The following is a 22,858-nucleotide window of genomic DNA, read 5'->3' as shown; positions in this document are numbered from 1 at the left end:
CCCCCGCGAATCCGCACACTTTATGGCGAAGTCGCGGCCAAGTGCAACTTTACCGCTTAGCGGATGCAAGCGGCGACGCAAGTAAAGGTGAAGCTGCTGGTTTTAAGATCCGGTAGCCAGAGCGGTCCCAATGTCCGGAAATAGCGCAGCGACGTCGAAGATGCGGACGCGGCGATCGAGGCGGATACGACAGAGGCGGAAGTGGTCAACGAGGAGTCGGCCTCAAGCGAGCCGTTCAGGATTTCATCCTGCGAGACCTACGCCACGATGAAGGTGCAACTTCGCTGCTTCGACCACGTCAACAGCATGGTGGGACAGACCATCATCCAAAGTTCGGACAACCGCTTGGCCCACCGGCAGATGTCCTCCGCAGTGTCCGCCTATAGTCCATCGCCGGAGTGTCGCAACTTCGAGGAGGGCGTTGAAGGAATAGCGCTAGGCCAGGTGGGGATATTGCTCAGCGAAGTATCGGCGGGCGGACGCCCTTCGAACGACGATGTCGTTAGCGGATGCGCCAACCTCTATGGCGACGCCGTGATCAGCTACTGCGGCGGGTCGCCCGGCGGGTGCGTACCCGACTAAGAGCTGCGACTCAAAGGCTTCCCGGCCGGAACTGACGAACTGCCCATTCTTGTTGCACAGGCAGACAAAGCGCGAACGTCCAAATGCGCCCACCATTCTCCGTCGTGCTCAAAAATCGGCGGATGAAACCACAGATACTGCAGAATGTGTTCGATGTCGGGAGCGGATAGCTTTCATGCAGCCGACAGCTTCTCCAGCGCCGTTTCCGCTGCCGCGAGGTCTTGAGCGCCGATGCCAACCAACTTGGCGATCGTGATGTCGTCCGGCCCCGATCTCCCGATTGATCGCCCGGCTATGACGTCTCCCAGTTCACCAGAAACCTGGCTCCGATTGTACTCTCCGGCCTGGATGGCTCGATACACATCGCCATTGGCCAAGGTTGTGTCGATTGAATCAACGAAGACGCGGGCGCGTCTCAGGGCGGCGGCGTCCAGCTCACACTTGGTTGCATCGTCCGCGCCTACGGCGGTGATATGCTGGCCGGGACGGAGCCACTCGCCACGCACTAGAGGTTCTCGCGAAAGGGTCGCTGTGATGAGGACGTCTGCCGAGCGCACGACGCGCTCGAGATCATCCGATACTTCGATTTCAACCTGAGGGAGCGCCTGCTCCAACCGAGTTTTCAACAGGCCGGCCTTCTGGAGATTGCGCGCCCACAGCAGTAAGTGCGTGAACGGTCGTTGACCATACAGCGCAATAGGCTGCCAGTAGGCCTGCACACCAGATCCAAGAACGGCGGCCGTAGTTATCTGATCTGGCGCTAAAACTCTCGCCGCGACAGCGCCAGCCGCGGCGGTCCGGATGTCGGACAGATAGTGTTCTTCATTGATAATCGCCAATGTGTGACCGGTACTACTGTCGAATACAGCAATAAAACCGCCTTGGGTTTGTCCGCAAATCGCGTTGACGGCAAACCAAGGCGAAACCTTCACGATGAAAAGCCGCCGACCAGTCAGGACACCTGCTTTTACATAGACATCACCGAGATCGCATTTTTCAGCTGGAAACATCACGATAAGGCCGTTCTGTGCTTTTTGTTCGCTAGACTGCTTGAAAGCCTGCGCGACAGGTTCGATGAGGTCTTCGAACCGCACATTTTTGCGCAAGGTGTCGGCGCCAATGATGCGAACGCTTGGCATCTCTTTGGCGATCATGCCATGAATCCCGGAAGGACGTTGAGGTTGCCGGATCCAACTAGAACGACATCGCCGCCAACAAGTACCGAGCTGACCGATCGCGGCTTGCCTCGCGCAGTGACGTGCAATTGACTAGGCCTGCCGACGAACCGGCCTTGATTGAGGATGAAGGTTTCGTCAGGCTGCACCAAGTCGTGCCTAAGGCGATAGGCTCCGATCGCACCCGCAGCGCTGCCAGTCGCGACGTCCTCGGCGACGCCGTCATTGTTCCAATGGCGTACTTCGAGTGCCGACTCGTCGAGGAGGACGGCAAATTGGGCGCCGAGCCTGCGGAGCAGCTCTGTGATGTCCTTGGCGATCCGTGCTTTGGCCAAGCGACCCGCCAAGACGGGTACGACCAGATAGCGCAGGCCCGTGCTGACAATTTCGAGTGGAAGATCGGGGTGCAGGTCATCGAGCGCAAGGCAGAAGGCTTCCGAGACCTCCGCACGCGCATTGACCTCGCCAAGGAAAGCCGGCTTACCCTGATCGAGTAGGCCAAAATAGCTACCATCGCCGCCTTCTGTGGAAATGGTTACGGACTTTGCCGGTAGATCGAACCGCCAAGCCTGCGATTTGGCCGCGCCCGAAAGCGCGTGCAACACGGCTGCGGCACCGATAATCGGATGCCCGGCGAACGGCAGCTCTTCGAATAGATCGAAAACCCGCGCCCGCACTCTATTTGGTTGATCGGTTGGCTCCAGGAAGATGGATTCGAAGTGCCGGAGTTCCTGCGTGATCCGCAGCATCTGATCGGCACTCAATTTGCCCGAGTTTGGGAAAACGGCCAAACTATTTCCGTTGAAAGCAGTTCGACTAAATACATCAGCATGAACGTATGGGAGCTTTGACATCAATGATGTTCTCAAAGTGAAGATTGTAGGTGTTGTGTGAAACGGCAGATTGCGGCCTCGTCACGGCGGTAAAAGGTCCAACCCTTTTTTCGTGTCGCGACCAAGAACCTAGCTTCCACCAAGAGCGTTAGGTGCCTGGACGCAGTCGCGGCAGCGATGCCCAGCTTCTCGCGGATAAAATCCGCACACACGCCATCATCCTCGAAGTCCCCGTCCACCTGAGGGGGAAAGTGATCCGCAGCGTGCTTGAGGTAGTCGAGGATCAGCAGGCGGACCGGACTGGCCAAGGCCTTCAACAGTCGAATGCGTTCCAAATTTTCTAATTTCGTACTATCGCTAATTCGCATAAATACGAACTACCAGCCGGACGACGTGTCTCCAACCCCTAAAAAGCAGCCCCTGCTCCTGGAGTATCTAGGGCGTTGTCTCGTGGCCGTCCGCACAGAACCGTGGACTTAAGCCCATGAAAAACTCACAAATCGCACTTCAAAATAGAATTCGCCCGGCTACATATATTTCGCTCATAATGAACATTATCGGAAGAGACCGCATGTTCGGGGGTGTTGCACATTGCCGTATCCGAGTAGCGAGCCACTGGGCCGCAGAGCTCCAAGAACGCGCGGCAGTTCGGTGGGCGCCTAGCGCCGGGCTGTGCATCGGTGTCGAAGATAGACCCGCCCATCCCGCGCCCTGGCATTGAACTAAGTGGGAAAATCGGCAGACTGCAGGAGCCCCGATCGGCACCGATTGGGGCCCTTATGGCGAGACAAGCTTTCCGTAAAATCAATGTGGACATCAATCCTTTGGCGGGGCCCCTCTTCGAAGCAGGTGCAGACACGTCAAAGCGCCCCGCGGTAGAATCTACACGGCAATCATTGCGGTGGGGTCGGTGAGCCATTCCGATGCCCTAGCAAGATATTGATTTTATTGGGCACGTTTCGGGCCAAGATTGCATGAAGCTTGCAAGGAGAGCCGCACCTTAGTTCAAGGTGGGAGTTCTCATGCTAGTTTCTGGTTCCAGCAGCATCCTAGCGTCGGTCAACGTCTCGGCCTTGGCCAAGATCAATACTGCTACCGCACCGACGGCCACGACCGGCTCTACCGATAGCGTCAGCGCCGCAGGCACCAAATCCGCGAAGGACGAGTTTCTCGACTACGCCAAGCTGACCCCGGCACAGAAGATGCGCGCGGCTATGCTCAGCAAGCTCGGCGTCACCGAGGTCGAGCTGAAGGCAATGGATTCCAAGGATCGCCAGAAGATCGAGGATCAGATCAAGGAAATGATCAAACAACAGGTCTTGGGCGACGACAAAGACAAAATCCAGAAAGGCACCTTGGTCGACCTGAAGGCCTAGGTCGCGCTGCCAGCTGTGAGTTTTACCACACTCGCTTGGGCATCCGACCGCGAGATAGGCTCCCCGATCCGCGATGATCGCGCGAGCAATGCGGGCCGGGTCCGCGTGCATTGGCCAAGACGGGGACCATGAGGATCTGTGGGGCACCCAGGCAGCGGCTCTCGCGTCATGCCGTAAAACTAGCGCACGCTCTTCCAGCTGTGCAGCTGAAAGATGGTGTCCCGGTCGATCGCATCAGCAAGCGCTATCCACTGAATTCCACCTTCTACACTCGCTGTGGCTGAGGATCGCGCCATGGACCTATCTTGCTCTCCCTCCTTCTAAAGTTGGCTTCAGCGACGGCGGCGGGTGAAAGAGTGTGTCCGCAGAAGCCAGGGGCGGATAGCCTTGAGCGCGTTCTGTGTGTTTAAGGGGTGCTCTGCAAACATCGTAGATGGTGACTAAAGTCGCATGTAGTCTACCGATGTGGGGAGCCGCATCCACGAGTTTCTACGGGGAGCGATTGAATATTTGATCCCGGCACCTGAAGGATGGGTCGAAGGTCAAGAATACGTCTAAAAGCGTGACGGCTCGAGTAAGTGACGACAACTGTCTGACGCCAAGCTCGCAAGTTCACCCAGCCTTCTGGCGCTTGTGCCGTCTCGGGCTTGAACGGCCAGCCCCTCAATCAACATGGCCACATAGTCAGCAATCAGTTCTGCTTCGAGGCGGTCGGGCAAGGCGCCTGCGGCAATCTCCAGCTCGAGACGGGCTTGAACCCAGTCGCGCGTTGCGCGCCTCATGGCCCAGGTGGTCTCGGCCAGGTTTTCAATGCTTGGCGAGGTCGTCAACAGCCCTGTCGCCGCAAAACACCCCGCCGGCGTTCCAGGATCCGAAAACGCAACAGCTGCCAATTGCAAAAGGCGCGCTATGGCGTCAGCGGCCGTTTTTTCCTGAGCGGCAGCCGCAAAAACGGGCTCGCCGTGCCGTTGTCCATAGAGCAGCGCCGCCTCGCGATAGAGATCCTCTTTGGATTTGAACGCGGCGTAGAGGCTAGGGGGAGCGATGCCGATCGCCTCACACAGGCGCCCGATACTGACCCCATCGTAGCCGTGGTCCCAGAATAGCCGCATGGCCCGGTCGAGCGCCTGATCCCTATCGAAGCTTCGATTACGTCCACGCGCCACAACACACCATTTCTTTATCGATCACTATAAAAAGGCTCACCCTTGGCCAATTATGTATTGATCGATAAAGAAAACGGAGTCGTTATGCAACACCCTCATCGCCTGGCCATGCCGAGCGTGCCTGTGCGCTATGAACTGACGGGCTCTAGCGGCCGCTACGAAATCCGTTCCGCCCCGTTGGCCGAGGTCCAACTGGGTCTGGACCAGGTGGAAATCCGGGTCGTCGCTGTGAGCTTGAACTATCGCGACCTGCTGGTCGTCGACGGCGCCTATCCTGGCGTCAGCGCCGGGCTATCGCCCCTGTCTGACGCAGCCGGTATCGTTACAGCTGTCGGCGATGCCGTGACCCGTTGGCGTGTCGGCGATCGTGTATCCCCTACATTCATGCCGGCGTGGTCTGAAGGGCCGTTCACGCGCCACCATCGTGGTTCAGCTCTCGGCGGTGAAGCCGATGGCGTGCTCAGCGAACGCTTGGTGATGTCCGAGCAGGCCCTGGTCGCCATTCCGGAGAGCCTCGATTTCGCCGAGGCGGCTACGCTCCCTTGCGCCGGCGTTACCGCTTGGCACGCCCTGGTGGCACGGGGCAACCTAAGTCACGGCAAGACCCTACTCGTGCAAGGCACAGGCGGCGTTTCGCTGTTTGGCCTGCAGATCGCCAAGGCCCTTGGCGCCCGGGTCATCCTTACGTCATCCAGCGACGCCAAGATTGAACGCGCCCGGGCCCTGGGCGCAGATGAAACGATCAACTATCGGACCCATCCGACCTGGCACGAGCAGGCCCTGTCGCTGACCGATGGCGAGGGCGTTGACCATGTGCTTGAGCTGGGCGGGCCCGACACCTACGCCTCTTCGATCGCAAGCCTGGCAGCCGGCGGTGTTGTTTCGCAAATCGGCGTCCTGACTGGCTTTGGAGCTCAGCCGCTTCTAGGTCCGATCCAGGGTCTGAACGCTGACATCCACGGCATAACAGTCGGATCGCGCCAGCATTTCGAAGAGCTGGTGGCCTTCATCGACCTTCACCGGATCAAGCCCGTGATCGATGCTCGCTTCCCTGTGGCCAAGATCAGCGAAGCGTTTGAGCTGATGCGCTCCGGGGGCCATTTCGGAAAGATTGTAGTCGAACTCTAAGGTTGGCGGCGGGGGCGGGGGTGAGCGGCGACAGCGCATAGCGCTCTGACTGGCCTCCCCCGCTCTGCAAATGCGCTCGAACACTTCGCCTGGATAGGGATAAGGTTAGATCGCATGGAATTCCGCCCTCCGCCGTGCTCCTCAAGAAGCTGACCTGCTCCTGGAAAACTGGACTCGCCGAACAGAGGAACCTAAACGATGAGTACGAAGCGGATCAGCGAACTCCGGGGGCTCGGCAAAGTTTCGGCGCGGTGGCTGGAAAGCGTCGGGATTACCCGCGAAGATGACCTGCGTGCACTCGGCGCCGTGGAAGCCTTCGCTCGCGTCAGGCTTGCCGCTGCGCCTGCCGCAAGCTTGAATCTACTCTATGCACTCGAGGGAGCATTGAGAGATGTGGATTGGCGCGTCTTGCCGTCCGAGGTGAAGCAGTCTTTGCGGACTGAGTTGTCTGGCTAATTCCGCCCAAGGAAGTTGACGGCGTATTCACCACCGTTCCCGCCCGACCCTATCCAGTTCAAAGGGGGCCAGTCCGATGTCAACTAAAGCGAGCGATTATCTGTGAGACCTCTCTGGCACTGAAGGTAGCGCTTTATGAACATTAGCTCTGTTCATAAAGCGCACATTTCAGGCCGCCTGTGGTGTCCAGGCCAAAGGCTTCATTGGCGCGTCAATCTCGGTGTGGGCCAGAGCATTCGTGAAGTTCGAAATCAGTTTTGCCGAAAGGCAGACAAGAACATCAAGCGCCTGTGATTTATTATAGCCTGCGCGCAGAAACGCCTCCAGCGCCGGGTCGCCGACATGGCCGCGCATTTCAAGTAATTGGCGAGCAAAGGTGCGTAGCGCTTCTAGTTTTGCATCGTTGATCGGCTTACCTTCACGAAGCGCAGTAATAACGTCCTGAGGCGCATTTATCATCTTCATAATCATTGAGTGGCCCGCCATGCAATAATGGCAGCTATTGTGATAATTCGACGCCATCAATACGACTTGTACTTCTATCGGTGTTAGGTTAGTTTTTTCAGTCGCCAGTTTATATGTGACAGAATAGGCTTCATGAGCTGCCGGAGATTCTGCCAATATTTTGTGAAGGTTAGGCACAAAGCCAAACATAGATTCAGCACTGTCGATAAAGGGAACGGACTGAACCGGAGCCGTCATCTTGTTGTGATAGGTGAACATTCCTAGTCCTTTTCAAGTTGGCGGAAGTTATGCGGGAACCACGTAGGTGGTGATCGTCATGTCTGCTGCGCGCGTGCGGAGTGGAACGAGCGCCTGATAGGCGGCGGATGCGTGCCAAGCCCCGATTGCGTCGATATCCGGGAACTCGATGATACCGACCGTCTGATGCGTTAGCTGGCCCACGAGGGCGCTATCGGCTTTACCGCGCAACACCGCTTTGCCTCCGAACGGCGTGAGCGTGGCGCCGACGCTTTGGACGTAGGCCTGATATGCTTCCTGGTCCTTGACAGTGGTTGTGACGACAAAGAACGCGGTCATTTGGGTTTCCTTTTGGGTCTGGCAGTGCGAGCCGTGAATGGCCTTCCCTCTTCTCGACAAGGGCCGGTAGATCAATTATGTTCACGACTGTATAAAACGCAACGCTAATATTGTCCAGAAGTGTACAAAATAACATGTCCAAGCCCGGCAGGCCTGCGCAGTTCGATCGCGATGCCGCTTTAGACGCGGCGCTGATGGCGTTTTGGCGGGATGGCTATCAGGCCACCTCGGTCAAAGCCCTGTCCGAACGACTGGGGATTACGCGTTCAAGTTTTTACAACGCGTTCGAAAGCCAGGAGGCGGTGTTCCTCGAAGCCCTTGATCGTTACCTGGAGCGCTCACCCGACAGGGCGTTTGCGTACGTGACGCAGGAAGGCAGTATCTGCGGGCTGATTGCGGAGACGTTCAAAAGCATTTGCCAAAGCCTGGCTCTGGATAGCGATGCGAGAGGTTGCCTGGCGGTTAACAGTGTGGGCGCGCTCTGTGGGGTCGATGCCGCTTTAGGCCCCAAGGTCGCCGCACACATGATCGCGCGCCTGGAACGCCTTGAGACGCTATTGAAGCTGGCCGTCGCGAGAGGCGAACTCCGTGACGATACCGACGTTGCAGCAACGGCCCTTGCACTGAAAACATTTCTGGTCGGCTTGAACGTCATGGCCAAGGTGGTGCCTGACCGTGACGCCTTGTGGCCCGCAACACGCACGATGCTATTAGCCGCTGGCATACTGCACGAAGGCGAGGATAGCCGACAGGCTGGGTGAAGGCCCGGATCCTGCCTCACCGACAAGCGCCACTGAGGCCGTTTGCAGCTCCAAGAGGGTCAGCCCTAAACGCAGCTGGAGTCGATTAACCCGACATACGAAATGTCGGCGGATGACGAAATCGCCGCGCGCCTGTAACCGTTCGCGCCTACCCAGCGAACTCACAGTCAGGAACAAGGGTGCGGGAGACAGAACAGAAGCTGAAGGCGCTGATGCTCATGGGTCTGGACGGCGACGCCGTTGCCCAGGGCCGCCTGCTTTCCGACCTGTCGGCGCACTTGAAACTTTTCTTCGCGCGCCGACTTGGCTGCGACGATGCAGACGTTGAGGACTTGGTGCAGGATTGTTTGATCGCGGTGCATGTTCGGCGGGAGACATTTGACCGCGCCGGATTGTTCACGCCCTGGGCTCACGCCATCGCCCGCTACAAGCTGATCGACCACTACCGACGCAAGCGCGTCCGATCCTGGTCGCCGTTCGACCACGCCGATGAACTGTTCGCCCCGGACTGGACCGAGGACGCCATGCATGCGCGGGACATAACGCGGCTGCTTGACAGCCTACCCATCAACCAGAGTGACGCGATCCGCAAAACCCGAATCGAGGGCCTGAGCACGGAGGAAGCAGCGGCAGCCTCGGGTTTGTCTCCGTCGCTAGTCAAGGTCAGCGTTCATCGAGGCCTTAAAGCCCTCATGTCCCGGGTCGGAAAGGGAGGCGATGATGCGGACCGATGACCTGATCGCCCGTCTGGCGGCCGAAACCACCGTCGTCAAACCCTACGCCGTCGAGCGAAAGGTCACCCTGCATCTCATGATCGGTGGAGCGGCGGCCGTTGCCCTGCTTGTTACCCTGCTTGGGGTTCGGCCGGACATGGGTGCGGCCGTTGGAACCATCTCGTTCTGGATGAAGTTCGGGTTCACCGCCGCCGTCGCGGCCCTAGGCGTCGCGGCGACGTGCCGCCTGGCCCGCCCTGGCGCGATCCTTCTGCCCGCCTTCTGGATCGTGGCCGCAATGCCTTTCACGGCGGTCGCCGCCATGGCTGCCCTAGAGATCGTGGCCGCCGCTCCGGCGGACCGGGTCACCGTCTGGCTGGGCAGTTCATGGAAGACCTGCCCCGTATGGATCCCGCTGATATCGGCGCCAGTCCTGCTGGCCGTCACCCTTTGCATGCGCAGATTTGCGTCCACGCGTCCGGTTCTGACCGGAATGGCGCTCGGCATGGCGGCTGGCGGTGTCGGCGCGACGGTCTACGGACTGCACTGCCAGGAGAACGCGGCGGCCTTTCTCGCCACCTGGTATTTGCTGGGCATGTCCATCGTCGGCGCGATCGGCGCGGCCATCGGCCCCCGCGCCTTGCGCTGGTGAAGGCATGGCGACAGCCTACCCGGAGGAAACTTGAGTTCGGACCTCGCCAGTCTTGAGCGGATCCGGCGGCGCGACCTCGGGGCGCTCCGCCCCGCCCAAGGATCCCGGCGTGCCTTTCCCGGACCGTTGATCGCGGCCCATGTCGTGCGCCGGAAGCGCCGTGGGACCTAGGCGCTGGGCTAACTTCAACCGGGACGCAGGGGGCCGGCCGAGCGCTGCGTGTAGGTCGCCTCACCCGCCACCGACGTCCCAGGCCGAATATTCGCTTTCCTGACGGACCAACTGTAACCGTAGACCAAGCTCCCGCGAACTACCGTTGTGACCGCAATCTGGTTGGCGTCGCCGCGCCACGACCGTGAAGGAGTAACAGAGTTGAACCGTCCAAGACCTGGCCACCACGCCACGCTGGCGCCATCTGGCCTGACCCGCAGGGCGGTCGCGACGATGGCAGGCACAATAATCCTCTCCTCGACGACAGCGCACGCGGTCACCCGGCTGTCGCGCTTCGTCGACGCCACGGCGGGCGCCCAGACTCTCGACCACGGAGCCTTTGACGCCTTGCTAGCGCGTCGGACCTCGCTTCAGGCCGGTGTTGTCCGGGTCGACTACCGCAGCTGGAAAGCCTCCGCAGCTGACCGTACGGCGCTCAAGGCCTATATCGCGCGCCTTGCCGGGACCGATCCGGCCCAACTGACCCGCGCCGAGCAATTCGCCTTTTGGGCCAATCTATACAACGCGGTCACCATCGACACAGTGCTGGCGGCGTATCCGGTCAGGTCTATCCGCGACATTCGTCCGACCGTGCTGTCGATCGGTCCGTGGAAGGCCAGGGCCGTCACGGTCAGCAACATTGCCCTGTCGCTGGACGACATTGAGAACGGTATCCTGCGGACCGGCTGGCGCGATCCACGCGTGCACTACGCCATTAACTGCGCGTCGTTCAGCTGCCCCAACCTTCCGCGCGTCGCATGGCGCGGACAGGACCTGTCCGCCCGGCTCGACGCAGCCGCCCGCGACTACGTCAACCATCCCCGAGGGGTCCGCTTTGAAGGCGACAGGCTCGTCGTGTCATCGATCTACCGGTGGTTCGCTGGCGACTTCGGCGGTGGCGACAGGCACATTCTGCACCACCTCTCGACCTTCGCTGCACCGGCCCTGAAGGCTCGTCTCCAGAAGACCGACGGCATTGGCGGTGATGCCTACGATTGGATGCTAAACGAAGGAAAGGCGCCGTGAACGCAGTGGCGCTCGAGCGGCGACCATCGGACGGACGCGCGGGTCGATCCGCCGAGCTTCAAAAATGGATCGCGAAACTCTTCGGGAGGCAAGCGGAGCGTATCTGGCATGATGAAAAAACTGTCCAGGTCCGGCCGCATCAGCAAAAGCGGCGTGATTTCGTTGCTCCAATGCTGTCCACCTGGGCTGGCGCACTGCCCTGGAGCCTGGCGCGGCACACGCTCAACCGCCATAGCCGTTACCCGAAACCTCGCGATCAGTCTCCGGCGCACGCAACCGGCGCCGGGCGAACGTCAGCATCGTCGCTCTCGCTGGCGCCAAAAGGATCATCCTGATGCTCAAACGCTTGATGCCGCTACTGCTTCTGCTGTTGGCGGTTGTCGCCGTGTTCGCCAGCGGCGCGACCCGATACCTCAGTCTTGAATCCCTGCAGGCCCATGAGGCCCTCCTTCGGGGTTTCGTCGCCGACAACCTGGCTCTGAGCCTTCTGGTCTTTATCGGCGTGTACGCGGCTGCTACCGCCGTCAGCATCCCAGGCGCACTTATCCTCACTCTCGCAGGGGGCTTCCTGTTTGGAACCTGGCTGGGGGGCGCGGCGACGGTCATCGGAGCCACCATCGGCGCGATCCTCGTTTTCGCCATTGTGCGGACGTCTCTGGGCGCGGTGCTGCGGGAGCGGGCCGAGGCCTCGGGCGGGAAGCTCAAGGCCGTTATGGATGGCGTTCGGGACGGCGCGTTCGGCTATATCCTGACTCTGAGACTGATCCCGCTGGCGCCCTTCTGGTTGGTCAATGTCGCCTCGGCTCTCGCCAACGCCCCTCTTCGTGCCTACGCGTTGGCGACCTTGATCGGCATCATGCCAGGGACCTTCATATATTCCAGCGTCGGGGCGGGTATTGGCCAGGTCCTGGCGCGCGGCGGCGAACCGAACCTCAAGATCATTTTCGAACCCTATGTCATCGGTCCGCTGGTGGCCTTGGGTCTGCTGTCGCTAGGGACAACACTGTTCCAGAGACTCCGTGGTCGCGAAGGGAGCATCTCGTGAAACTGGAGCGAATTTCCGCTGATCTGGCCATCATCGGCGCCGGCTCTGGTGGGCTGTCTGTTGCCGCCGGCGCTGCCCAACTGGGGCTGAAGGTTGTGCTCTTTGAGAAGGGGGAGATGGGCGGCGACTGTCTCAACTACGGCTGCGTGCCGTCCAAAGCTTTGATCGCCGCCGCCGACGCCGCTCATGCGGCGGCTCACAGTGGGCCAATGGGCGTCAGCGCCTCGGGGGTCAGCGTTGACTTCGCGGCGGTCATGGCTCGCGTGCATCGCGTGATCGCCGAGATTGCTCCAATCGACAGTCAGGAACGCTTCGAAAGCCTGGGCGTGCGGGTCGTACGCGAAGCCGCCCGCTTCCGCGATCGCCGGGTCATTGAGAGCGACAGCGTCCGCGTAACCGCCCGAAAGGTCGTCATCGCCACAGGCTCACGCGCGGCCATCCCACCCATTCCTGGCCTCGACGGGATCCCTTATCTGACCAACGAGAGCATCTTCGAGCTCAAGGCCCGGCCGGACCATCTGATTGTTCTGGGCGGCGGACCGATCGGCGTCGAGCTTGGTCAGGCGTTCCGCCGGCTGGGGGCGGAAGTCACCCTGATTGAGGCCGAGGCCATCCTTGGCCGTGATGACCCCGCCGCCGCCGCCGTGGTGATTGAGCAGCTGAGGGCTGACGGACTGACCCTGTTGCCCGGCCACAGGGCCGTGCGGGTGGAGGCTGGACCGACCGTGATTGTCTCCGGTCCTGATGGAGAGCGGCGTATCGAAGGATCCCACCTCCTTGTCGCACTTGGCCGCAAAGCCAGTCTCGATAGCCTCAATCTCGAGGCGGCCGGCGTGGTGTTCGATCGCGCCGGCGTGAAGACAGATCGGTCGCTGCGGACCAGCAACCGTCGCGTTTTCGCGATCGGGGACGCCGCCGGGCGCGGACAGTTCACCCACTTGGCCGGAGCCCACGCCGGACTTTTCGTGCGCAAGGCGCTGTTCGCTGCGCCGATCAACGCCGACGCGTTGGTGGTGCCGCGAGTGACCTATAGCAATCCCGAACTGGCTGCCGTCGGATTGACCGAAGCCCAGGCGCGGGAGGCCCATGGTGATGATGTCCGGGTACTGGTTCAGCCCTTCGCCGACAATGACCGCGCCCAGGCGGAGGGCGACATCCGCGGCTTTGCCAAACTGATCGCCAGCCGGCGGGGGAAGGTCCTCGGTGTGACCCTGGTCGGCGCCCATGCCGGTGATCACCTGCCGCTATGGGTTCTGACCATGACCGCGGGGCTTAAGCTGAGCCAGCTGACCGGTATGATCGCGTCCTATCCAACGCGCGGCGAGATCAACAAACGTCTAGCGGGACAGTGGTTCACCGGCGCTTTGTTCTCGCCTGCGACGCGTCGGCTGGTGTCGGTGCTCAAGCGGTTCGGCTAGGACATAAAGAGTCGCAGACTGATGAACGAGAACCGTTGCGTCGCTTGCCGGGGAATGTGCAGCGGCGTGGAAAAAGAACCCCCTTAGCGGGGTGATCGGCGCCTAAAAGGGACCCCTCATTCCGATGGTTTAGGCACCGCGGCTTGGTTTAACCTGGCGGTCGAGATCGGGATGTTGGTCGTGGAGACAGTGGTGCGGGTTCGCCGTGAGTATGCGGCGGGCAAACCGATCAAGGCGATTTGTCGGGATCTGAGGCTGTTGAAGAAGTCTCGCGCCGGGCGAGGAAGTTGGCTTCGCCGCCGCCGTGGAAGCAGATTTGGCCCTTGAGGGAGCCGTCGGATTGGAGTTCAGCCCATCCGTCGCCCTGGGCCTCATCCATTTCGTCGTTTCTGTTCCAGTCGAACTGCACGGCGGCGAAGTAGCCGGTGACACAGCCGAAGGCGAACTCGCCATGGGTGGCTTCGAAGAGGATGTAGGCGGGCTCCATCATGTCCCGATACCGCCGTCGTGATGTTGCTAGAGGCCCGTGGCTGTATCGGTGCGTGCGACCTTGAGGTCTGCGGATTGAGGGCGCCTGCGTCGTCGGCGATCAGTCTGGAGCTCGGTCCAAAAAGATTCTGACCAATTCACCACAGGCTGTAACCACGGAGCGCTGGGAAACGAATTACCTCGATGAGACCCGCGATCGACTGCCGCGGCGCTCCACACACATCCGTGGAAGATCGCCCCCTCGTTTCAGGAAGAGTCATGACTGAGGAAGCTAGATTGGCCCTCCAGCCAGTAACGCTCGAGCCACTAATCGAACCCCGCCAACGCCCCCGCCCCCGCCCCGCATGAGGCGTTCGCGCCTGACGCTATCTCGGTAGAGCAGCGCGCCGGCGGGACCGCCGCCAGCGCTGTCGTCACCGAGTCGGTTGACCAAGGGGAATTCTTCGCGCGCCCTTCCCCTGGCTGGATCCCCATCCGCGATAGGGGGCCGCCAGGGCGAGCATTGCCCAGACCTCTAGAACGTCCCCCCGCGCGGAGCGTGGATGCGGGTCCCTCAATCCAGGTGAATTCAACTATGCGATCTTTGCTTCCACCAACAGCAATTGGCGCCTTGGTCGCTCTGGCCGCGGCGACACCCGTCTTGGCCCAGCAGGCGGGTTTGCAGATCGCGGTTGTCCGCGCCGACTCCGGCGAACCTGTCGAGGCCGTCGAAGTCGAGATTAAGAACCGAGCGATCGGCTATGTCCGTACGATGAGGACCGACGCCGCCGGCAAGGTGCGCCTGGAGGGGCTGGCAACCGGCGGAGCCTACCAAATCTCGGTTGCTGACGGCGATGGCTTTAGGGCGCTTGCGGCTAGGGAGGTTGAGTTGAGGGCGAACTTCTCCAGTTCGGTGACGCTCGTCGTTGCGCCCTCCGTCGCCGAAGTCGTCGTCACCGGCAGCCGGGCTATCACCCGCGTCAATACGGTGAATGCGGAAATCTCAGCGTCTCTCGGCCGAGAGGAGCTTGCCGCCCTGCCTATCGAAGGCCGCGATGTCCTCAGCGCCCTGGTACGCCTGCCGAATGTCGTGCCCTCGACGGGCTTCTTTACCGAGGCGCCGGTGGTTTCGATCAACGGCGCAAACGCGCTGTTTACCAACTATCTGATCGACGGCCTCGACAATAACGAGAACTTCCTGGGCGGGCTAAAATTCCCCGTCCCCCTAGGCTTCACTCGCGAAGTGACCGTGCTGGCCAACAACTACTCCGCTGGGTTCGGTCGAACGGCGAACGGCATCGTGAACTACACGACGCCCTCAGGGGGCAACGACTACCATGGCGAAGTCTACACCCTCATCCGGCCCGGCCGCCCACTGGACGCTCGCTCTGCCTTCCCCCGACGGGACCTTAGCGGCAATCTGGTGGGCGACAGCTTCGAGCGGCGCCAGGCAGGGGCCTCGATTGGCGGGCCTATCGTTCGCGACCGGACCTTCTTCTACGCCAGTCTGGAATATACTCGTGACCGCAATACCAACGTCCTTGATGCTCCAGCGCTGAACACCGTCACCAACATCACCGGTAACAACGAATTTCTGCTCGGCTCCCTGCGACTGGATCATCACCTCAATGACGAATGGAGGGTATCGCTTCGGGGCAATATCGGGCTCGTCACCATCGACCGCCCCGGTGGCTCGCTGGGTGGTGGGAATGTAACCTTTCCGTCTGCGGGCTCCGACCAAGACCGCAATTCAGCTCTGCTGGCGGCGTCAATAAGCTATTCGGGCAGTGATTGGACCTACAACGGCGCCCTCCAGTTCAGCCGGTTTCGCTGGAACTACGGTAAGCCTAAAGGCGCGTCGGGCCCGCAGGCCACGATCCGGGATCAGTCCGGACTCACGATCGGCGTCGTCGGACACCCAGGCTATGTTTTCAATGACCTTGAGGAAACTTGGCAGACGCAGCATCGCTTGCAGCGGCGCTCAGGAAACCACCGGTTCAGCGTGGGGGGAGACATCATCAGATCCGACTTCCACCTTCTGGGCGGCGGCAATCGCGATGGAAACTACACCCTTGAGCTTACGCCAGCAGCGCTTGCCGCGTTGAACGCGAAAGGTGTGGGCGCGCGACTAACGGCCGCCGATGTACTGGTGCTCAATCCAAGGGTGCTCGATTATTCGGTCGAACTGCAGCCTGCGGCGTTCGGGACCGACCAGACACTGCTGGCCCTATATGCTGAGGACGAGTGGCAGATTGGGTCGGCGCTGACCGCGACACTGGGGGTGCGTTGGGACTACGATTCGCTCACATCAAAGGGTGCAGGCGGCGGCGACGTCGACAATTTCGCACCACGCCTTGCGGTCAACTATCATCCGGGAGCGCGCTCATCCCTGCGGCTCGGCGCAGGCGTTTACTACGGCAAGATACCCTACGCCGTGATCTCTGACGGGCTCCAACGCAGCACCACCTCAGCGGCGTTTCTGGGCCAACTTGTTGAACTCCAAAAAGTAGGACTCATAGAGAACGGCGTCCCCCTGGCCCCGTTGACCTTCTCGGGCAACCTGACCGTCAGCCCGCCCTGCGCGACCGTCACCGCCTGTCCTGCCCCGGACGCCGTCCAGGGCCTTCGCGGTACGGCGCCGATCAATGAGGCGCGGATCCTGAGCCCGAGCGGCTACCAGAGCCCATACAGTCAGCAGTTCAGCATTGGGTACCAGTATCAGCCAAGCGAAAGTCTGACGGTCGGCGCGGACCTCATCTACAACCGCTCGTACAATCTGTTGCGCCTGCGCGACCTCAATGCTCCTGCGCCCTTCTCCCCCAACATTTCCGCGCTGACAGTGGCAAACGTCGCTCTGCTGCGGGCTCAGCCGGATAACGCCGCACGCCAAGCGCTCGCCCAATTCCTCGGGCTGGTCCGCAGTCAATCGACGGCGGATGCCACCCGCCCTGTCGCCGTCGTGCCGGGTGGCGCGCGGCAGATCACAGTTTCGGAAACCGCCGGCCGCTCAACCTACAAGGCGTTAAATCTGCAGATCAATAAGGCGCAGGACGAGGACGCCTATGCCTTCAGGCTGTCGTACACGCTCGCCACATTGAACAACGACACGGACGATATTAATTTCCGCGCCTCAAACGCAAACGCCTTCGATGCTGATTTTGGACCGTCCGCCAATGACCGCCGCCATGTGATTTCGGCTGTGGGCTTTTTGTATCCACTCAACGGCCTTACACTGACGCTTGCGGCCCTCGTCCAATCTGGCCAGCCGGTGAATCTGACGCCGGACGCGTCGATCTTCGGGACCCAGGATCTCAACGGCGACGGCCAGTCGTTCGGGGAAAGTTTCGTCGGCAACTCAGATCGTTATCCTGGGGCGCGGCGCAATTCCGATCGCCTGCCGTGGTCGACGACGGTGGATCTGGGCGTGCGGTTCGTGCTGCCAGCGCGCCATAGGTCGATTGAACTTAGCGCCGACGTCTTCAACGTCTTCAACACCAACAACGAATCTGGATTCGCCAATGCCGCCACGACGTCAAATCAGGTCCAGTTCGGAGGTGGCGCTCCGTTCGTCCAGCGTAATGCTGGGCCGCCGCGCCAGTTCCAGCTGGGCTTGGCGTGGAAGTTCTAAGGCCGGTGTGAGATGATCGAGGTCGCACGCCAGGCCCAGGGCCTGATCGGAATTGCTCTCATTCTACTCCTCGCTTGGGGAGTGTCGGAAGACCGCGCAGCCCGTCCGAGTTGGCGCTGGATCGTCGGCGCCGTCGCCATGCAGATCGGCATCGCGTTGCTCATCGTCCATGTGCCTTTCGTCTGGCGCCTGATCGGCTACGCAAACCATGCTGTGGATGCGATTGAACAGGCTACCCTGGTCGGGTCGAGCTACATGTTCGGCTACACCGGCGGCGCGCCCATCCCCTTTGCGTTGAAGGAAGGGGCCTCGCCTCCTCTCATCATCGCATTCCAGATTCTGCCGCTTGTGATCGTTTTCTCGGCCCTAGCGGCGTTGCTATGGCACTGGCGGATCCTAGGCTGGGTGGTGCGCGGCCTTTCCTGGGCGTTGCGGCGCACCCTGGGGGTCAGCGGAGCCGTCGGGCTTGGTGCGGGTGCGACCGTATTTTTAGGAGTAGTGGAGTCACCGCTCGTCCTTCGCGCCTACTTCGATCGCATGAGCCGTTCCGAACTTTTCTCGGTCATGGTCCTGACCATGTCGACGATTTCCGGTGCGATCCTGGTTCTTTACGCCACCACCCTCTCGCACACGGTGCCCAACGCCGTTGGTCATATGATCTCTGCCTCGCTCATCTCGCTACCGGCCGCTATCCTCATCGCTCGGCTGATGGTGCCTGGCGATAGCAAGACAAGCACCGATGATCCGGAGTCGACGCTCCGCTACGAGAGCAGCATCGACGCGATTATTCGCGGGACTATGGACGGCGTTCAGCTGTTCCTTGCGGTGATCGGGGTGATCATCGTCGTCTTTGCTCTGGTCGCTCTGGTCGATCAGGCGCTTTCCGTTCTGCCCCTGGTCGACGGTCAGCCGCTCACGTTGAAGCGGACGTTCGGCTGGGTCTTCGCGCCAGTGATGTGGGCGTTGGGTGTCCAGTGGAGCGAGGCGCCGGCGGCGGGCGCCCTGATGGGGACAAAGACCATTCTCAACGAGTATGTCGCCTACCTGGATCTGGCCGCCTTGCCGGTCGAGACCTTCGGCCTGCGCAGCCGGCTGATCGTGACCTATGCACTGTGCGGGGTCGCCAACCTGGCAAGCGTGGGGCTGCTGGTGTCGACCATCGCAACCCTGTCGCCAGGCCGCCGAGCGGAGGTGGCAGCTCTGGGCATGAAGTCATGGCTAGCTGGCAATTGCGCCTCGGCGATGACCGGAGCGGTTATCGGCCTTGTGACGCTGATCTGAGCGGGGGAAGCCATGTTCGACGCGCATCTACGGCCCCTTATCGATCCGCCACTCAACTGGGTGGGCCAGCGGCTGGCGCGGATCGGCGTGACCGCCAATCAAGTTACGGCGGTCGGAGGGGCCTTTGGCCTCGCCGCCGGGGTGTCCATCGCCGCCGGACATTTCGGCGCCGCGCTAGCGCTCATCGCCTTAAGTCGCTTGCTGGACGGACTCGACGGCGCCGTCGCTCGGGCCACCCGAAAAACCGATTTTGGGGGGTACCTCGATATCGTTGTCGACTTCATGTTCTACGTTGCGGTGCCAGTTGGCTTTGGGCTCACCAACCCCGCCAATCTCCCATTCGCCTTGGTTCTCGTGGGAGCTTTCACGCTTACTGGCATTAGCTTCCTCGCCTTTGCGACCCTAGCGGCGCAGCGTGGGCTCGAAACAACAGCCCACGGCGAGAAAAGCTTCTTTTACAATACAGGCTTGGCCGAAGGGACCGAGACGATCTTGGCCTTTGTGCTGATGTGCCTTTGGCCTGCGGGGTTCCCCATCCTGGCGTCCATTTTCGCAGGCCTGTGCGGGATAACGGTTGTCCAAAGAAGTCTAGCCGCACGCCGTCTCTTCGGTGATTTTTGACGTATTGTCTTTCGTCGGTCGCGCGACGCCAAACTAAACTTGGGTTTTCGGGCGAAATGAGACTGTGAAGCCAATTTTTGGCGACGATGTCGTGCATCTATACAGGGGAATCCCCGCGACTGTCATCAGCCGCCCGTTATTGAGCCCAGGCGCACCCTCGTTTTGCAAGTGGGAACATCCACGATCTGATCGAAATAACCTTGACCAGAAATTTGAACCTAGTCGGGCCTAGATCTGCTGCCGGTCATAGGCCGGGCGAACCCCATCAGCCATCGGCGAGCCCGTGACGACAAAGTCGGGCTTGCATTGAGCTCTCTTACAGAGGCCGTCTCAACGACGGAAAGTCTTACCTACCACTGATTTTTTCCTCCGCGCAGGGCTAGATTCTGGCCCTTAAGAGTGCGGACACGAAGCGAGCGAGATTTACGGAAGAGCAGATCGTCGGGATTCTGCGGGAGAACGAGGCGGGGGCGAAGGCGGGTGAGTTGGCCCGCAAACACGGCGTGTCGGAAGGCACGATCTACGCCTGGAAGGCTAAGTTCGTCGGCATGAGCGTGTCGGAGGCCCAGCGGCTGAAGACGCTGGAGGAGGAGAACCGGCGGCTCAAGTCGTTGCTGGCCGACGCCATGCTCGACAGGGCAGCGTTGAACTAGCTGCTCTCAACAAAATGGTGGGGCCCGCCGCCGTGCGCGAAAGCGTCGCTCATCTGCGGACAATGTTCGAGATCAGTGAGCGGCGGACCTGCTCCATCGTCAAGGCCGACCCGCTGCGCAATGTGGAAGCTCCACGGCCCGGCCTGTTGCTCAAACCGCGCCATACGGCGTAACCAGTGCCGGGACTCCGGTTCGCGCTGGATGAAAGATCAGAGGCAGGTCAAGTCCCTTCGCGCCCGCTCCCGATGAGATGGTGCATTCCTGTAAACGGAACGGTCGTTGGCAACGACGCGATGTAGGCCAAGTTCGTTTTTCCGCTGCTGCCGATTCAGTCCGCAACATAGTTCAAGCGTTGCGCCAGAATGCGCTCGTCAAGGGTAGCGAGGCCTTGTCGTCACTGGCCATCAAAGAATCTCGTGTGCCGTCAGGAGCGCTCATGACCTCAAACCAAATATCTCTGGTCGGGCTCGCTCCAACCCTTGAGACCCCGACAGACCGATACATCACTGTTCGGCGGCGCACCGAGAGTCTGGCTGGACCATTGTCGCCAGAGGATCAAAGCGCGCAGTCAATGGCGGACGCAAGCCCGACAAAATGGCACCGCGCGCACACGACTTGGTTTTTCGAAACGTTCCTGCTCACGCCCTTCCTGCCAGGCTACGAGGTCTTCGACCCGGCCTACAGCTATCTGTTCAACTCCTACTATGAAGCTGTCGGGCCGCGGCAGCCGCGCCCACAACGAGGCCTGCTCACCCGTCCTTCGGCAACGGAGGTTGGTCATTTTCGCGCGCATGTCGACACAGCGATGGCGAAGCTTCTGGATGGCGCGTTGACGTCGGAGATCATCGAAAGACTTGAACTTGGCCTAGCGCATGAGGAGCAACATCAGGAGCTCATTCTGATGGATATCCTCCATCTTTTCGCTCAGTCGCCACTCAGCCCGGCCTATTTGTCCACCCAGCCAAGAACCTACGTGAGCCCCGGCTCGCTGCAGTTTAGTCGCTTTCCTGGCGGAATCGTTGAGATTGGCGCGGTCGGCACCGACTTTGCCTTCGACAATGAACGGCCTCGTCATCAGGTCTATCTCGCGCCATTCAGACTGGCAGACCGCCTGGTCAGCAACGGCGAGTGGATGGCTTTCATCGAGGCCGGCGGCTATCTGCGCGTCGAGTTCTGGCATTCGGACGGGTGGGCCCAAGCACGCGCTGAAGGATGGGAAGCGCCTGGCTATTGGCGTCGAGAAAGCGAGGGTTGGAGCACCATGACGCTCCAGGGACGTCACCCCGTGGATCCGCACTCGCCCGTGGTTCATGTGAGTTACTACGAGGCTGTCGCCTTCGCGGCCTGGTCCGGGTACCGTTTGCCAACCGAATTTGAGTGGGAAGCCGCCACGAACCTTTCAGCAGGCACATCAATACGCCAGCTCTTCGAAGAGACCTGGCAATGGACCTCGAGCGCCTACGCTCCATTTCCTGGCTTCCGGCCAGGACCAGGAGCGTTAGGGGAGTACAACGGCAAGTTCATGGTCAATCAGATGACCCTGCGTGGCGGCTCTCTGGCGACGCCGCCGGACCATTCGCGGTCGACCTATCGCAACTTCTTCCATCCCGCTAGCCGGTGGATGTTTTCAGGTGTTCGCCTTGCTGATGACGATCGAACGAGCGAACCTACACCCGAAAACAGCTTTCTCGAAGATGTGATCGCCGGCTTATCGGCCAATTCGAAATCTCTACCTTCTAAGTACTTCTACGACGAAAAAGGATCACAGCTTTTCGAGGCAATCTGCGAATTGCCGGAATACTATCTAACCCGCACCGAAACCGCGTTGCTATCAAGTATAGCGACGGATCTAGCGTCGCGGATCCCCGAGGGTGCAGCGTTGATCGAGTTTGGCAGCGGCGCTAGCACAAAGACCCGCATTGTGCTCGACGCCGCACCGCAAGTGGCAATGTACGTGCCCATCGATATCAGCCAAAGCGCCTTGAGTACGGCGACTGAAATCTTGCGGGAAACCTACCCCAAGCTTTTGGTCAAGCCGCTAGTAAATGACTTCACGCGAGCGATCGATCTGCCGGAGGGCGCGAAGGGGCACGCTCGCGTGGGGTTCTTTCCTGGATCGACAATTGGTAATTTCCCACCCGAAGAAGCCGAAAAGCTTTTACGTCGCGCTCGGACGCTCCTTGGCGAAGAGGCTCTGTTTATCGTCGGCGCAGACGTGGCCAAAAGTCCCGACGTTCTGGTGCCGGCTTATGACGACGCGCAGGGTACTACCGCTGCCTTCAACCTCAACATCCTCGCGCACATCAATCTCGCCCTTGGCGGGACTTTCGATCCTCAGGCCTTCGCACACCGCGCTGTATGGAACGCCGACGAGAGCCGGATCGAGATGCATTTGGAGAGCCTTCGAGACCAACTCGTGATGGTTGGCGAACACGATTTCCGGTTCGCGGCCGGCGAAACCATTCATACCGAAAACTCCTATAAATACGCCCCTGCGGTCTTCGAGGCGATCGCTGCGCGCGGTGGCTGGACGGTGCTAGATCGCTGGATCAGCGCGAGCCCAACATTCGCGATTTATGTTCTCAAAGCCCAGGTTTGAACCGTTCCGGGGTCTGCCAGCAGCTG

General features: G+C 60.6%; 19 protein-coding genes and 2 pseudogenes. 15 read left to right on the top strand and 6 right to left on the bottom strand.

Annotated features, from left to right (window positions below; all coding sequences use genetic code 11):
* Positions 1-755: 755 nt before the first annotated feature.
* Together ACN2C8_RS19530 and ACN2C8_RS19525 are read right to left on the bottom strand one after the other, a co-directional pair.
* Positions 756-1,736: an ornithine cyclodeaminase family protein gene (locus ACN2C8_RS19530; protein WP_419256038.1), complete on the bottom strand. Its 981-nt coding sequence runs from the start codon at positions 1,734-1,736 to the stop codon at positions 756-758.
* Entirely contained in the window at positions 1,733-2,611 is an 879-nt protein-coding gene (locus ACN2C8_RS19525; protein ID WP_419256037.1) for a PhzF family phenazine biosynthesis protein, read from the bottom strand. Before ACN2C8_RS19525 ends, ACN2C8_RS19530 begins: the two co-directional genes overlap by 4 nt.
* Before the next feature lie 1,052 nt (positions 2,612-3,663).
* Here ACN2C8_RS19525 and ACN2C8_RS19520 point away from each other — a divergent pair.
* Complete coding sequence (locus ACN2C8_RS19520) at positions 3,664-3,966, top strand: hypothetical protein (protein WP_419256035.1); 303 nt, start codon at positions 3,664-3,666, stop codon at positions 3,964-3,966.
* A 554-nt stretch (positions 3,967-4,520) separates the two neighbouring features.
* Here the strand turns inward: ACN2C8_RS19520 and ACN2C8_RS19515 are convergent.
* Positions 4,521-5,078, bottom strand: a complete 558-nt coding sequence (locus ACN2C8_RS19515) for a TetR/AcrR family transcriptional regulator (RefSeq protein ID WP_419256033.1) — start codon at positions 5,076-5,078, stop codon at positions 4,521-4,523.
* 96 nt (positions 5,079-5,174) lie between these two features.
* Here ACN2C8_RS19515 and ACN2C8_RS19510 point away from each other — a divergent pair, with 96 nt between their 5' ends.
* Together ACN2C8_RS19510 and ACN2C8_RS19505 are read left to right on the top strand one after the other, a co-directional pair.
* Positions 5,175-6,260, top strand: a complete 1,086-nt coding sequence (locus tag ACN2C8_RS19510) for a zinc-dependent alcohol dehydrogenase family protein (protein WP_419256031.1) — start codon at positions 5,175-5,177, stop codon at positions 6,258-6,260.
* Positions 6,261-6,458: 198 nt separating this feature from the next.
* Positions 6,459-6,716, top strand: coding sequence for a TfoX/Sxy family protein (locus tag ACN2C8_RS19505; protein WP_419256029.1), 258 nt, complete (start codon positions 6,459-6,461; stop codon positions 6,714-6,716).
* A 168-nt stretch (positions 6,717-6,884) separates the two neighbouring features.
* Here the strand turns inward: ACN2C8_RS19505 and ACN2C8_RS19500 are convergent, their stop codons facing one another.
* Complete coding sequence (locus ACN2C8_RS19500; protein WP_419256027.1) at positions 6,885-7,439, bottom strand: carboxymuconolactone decarboxylase family protein; 555 nt, start codon at positions 7,437-7,439, stop codon at positions 6,885-6,887.
* A 27-nt stretch (positions 7,440-7,466) separates the two neighbouring features.
* A complete protein-coding gene (locus tag ACN2C8_RS19495; RefSeq protein ID WP_419256026.1) occupies positions 7,467-7,757 on the bottom strand; it encodes a DUF1330 domain-containing protein in 291 nt (96 codons plus the stop codon).
* Between the two features lie 134 nt (positions 7,758-7,891).
* Here ACN2C8_RS19495 and ACN2C8_RS19490 point away from each other — a divergent pair, with 134 nt between their 5' ends.
* From ACN2C8_RS19490 to ACN2C8_RS19465, 6 genes are all read left to right on the top strand, one after another.
* Positions 7,892-8,518, top strand: coding sequence for a TetR/AcrR family transcriptional regulator (locus ACN2C8_RS19490; RefSeq protein WP_419256024.1), 627 nt, complete (start codon positions 7,892-7,894; stop codon positions 8,516-8,518).
* A 179-nt stretch (positions 8,519-8,697) separates the two neighbouring features.
* Complete coding sequence (locus ACN2C8_RS19485) at positions 8,698-9,252, top strand: sigma-70 family RNA polymerase sigma factor (RefSeq protein WP_419256022.1); 555 nt, start codon at positions 8,698-8,700, stop codon at positions 9,250-9,252.
* Positions 9,239-9,883, top strand: a complete 645-nt coding sequence (locus tag ACN2C8_RS19480) for an NrsF family protein (RefSeq protein WP_419256020.1) — start codon at positions 9,239-9,241, stop codon at positions 9,881-9,883. Before ACN2C8_RS19485 ends, ACN2C8_RS19480 begins: the two co-directional genes overlap by 14 nt.
* A 372-nt stretch (positions 9,884-10,255) precedes the next feature.
* On the top strand, positions 10,256-11,119 hold the full coding sequence (locus ACN2C8_RS19475; protein ID WP_419256019.1) for a DUF547 domain-containing protein: 864 nt from the start codon (positions 10,256-10,258) through the stop codon (positions 11,117-11,119).
* Between the two features lie 334 nt (positions 11,120-11,453).
* The gene (locus ACN2C8_RS19470) at positions 11,454-12,164 is read left to right on the top strand and encodes a TVP38/TMEM64 family protein (protein ID WP_419256017.1); all 711 of its coding nucleotides are present in this window, start codon (positions 11,454-11,456) and stop codon (positions 12,162-12,164) included.
* The gene (locus ACN2C8_RS19465; RefSeq protein ID WP_419256015.1) at positions 12,161-13,582 is read left to right on the top strand and encodes a dihydrolipoyl dehydrogenase family protein; all 1,422 of its coding nucleotides are present in this window, start codon (positions 12,161-12,163) and stop codon (positions 13,580-13,582) included. The genes ACN2C8_RS19470 and ACN2C8_RS19465 overlap by 4 nt, the downstream gene beginning before the upstream one ends.
* Before the next feature lie 229 nt (positions 13,583-13,811).
* Here the strand turns inward: ACN2C8_RS19465 and ACN2C8_RS19460 are convergent, their stop codons facing one another.
* On the bottom strand, positions 13,812-14,072 hold the full coding sequence (locus ACN2C8_RS19460; RefSeq protein WP_419256014.1) for a hypothetical protein: 261 nt from the start codon (positions 14,070-14,072) through the stop codon (positions 13,812-13,814).
* Between the two features lie 609 nt (positions 14,073-14,681).
* Here ACN2C8_RS19460 and ACN2C8_RS19455 point away from each other — a divergent pair.
* From ACN2C8_RS19455 to egtB, 6 genes and pseudogenes are all read left to right on the top strand, one after another.
* Positions 14,682-17,678 carry a TonB-dependent receptor domain-containing protein gene (locus ACN2C8_RS19455; RefSeq protein ID WP_419262259.1) on the top strand — a complete coding sequence of 999 codons (2,997 nt, stop codon included), beginning with the start codon at positions 14,682-14,684 and terminating at the stop codon, positions 17,676-17,678.
* Positions 17,679-17,690: 12 nt separating this feature from the next.
* Positions 17,691-18,959 carry a NupC/NupG family nucleoside CNT transporter gene (locus ACN2C8_RS19450; protein ID WP_419256011.1) on the top strand — a complete coding sequence of 423 codons (1,269 nt, stop codon included), beginning with the start codon at positions 17,691-17,693 and terminating at the stop codon, positions 18,957-18,959.
* A gap of 12 nt (positions 18,960-18,971) precedes the next feature.
* Positions 18,972-19,580, top strand: coding sequence for a CDP-alcohol phosphatidyltransferase family protein (locus ACN2C8_RS19445; RefSeq protein WP_419256009.1), 609 nt, complete (start codon positions 18,972-18,974; stop codon positions 19,578-19,580).
* 386 nt (positions 19,581-19,966) lie between these two features.
* Positions 19,967-20,343: pseudogene (locus ACN2C8_RS19440) on the top strand (transposase); the annotation flags it as partial.
* Positions 20,344-20,353: 10 nt separating this feature from the next.
* A pseudogene (locus ACN2C8_RS19435) lies at positions 20,354-20,455 on the top strand (hypothetical protein); the annotation flags it as partial.
* Positions 20,456-20,669: 214 nt separating this feature from the next.
* The gene (gene egtB, locus ACN2C8_RS19430) at positions 20,670-22,832 is read left to right on the top strand and encodes an ergothioneine biosynthesis protein EgtB (RefSeq protein ID WP_419256007.1); all 2,163 of its coding nucleotides are present in this window, start codon (positions 20,670-20,672) and stop codon (positions 22,830-22,832) included.
* Positions 22,833-22,858 lie beyond the last annotated feature (26 nt).

The sequence above is a fragment of the Caulobacter sp. ErkDOM-C genome (assembly GCF_048541825.1).
In the GTDB taxonomy this organism is placed as follows: domain Bacteria; phylum Pseudomonadota; class Alphaproteobacteria; order Caulobacterales; family Caulobacteraceae; genus Caulobacter.
This window is presented reverse-complemented; position numbering and strand designations above follow the sequence as displayed.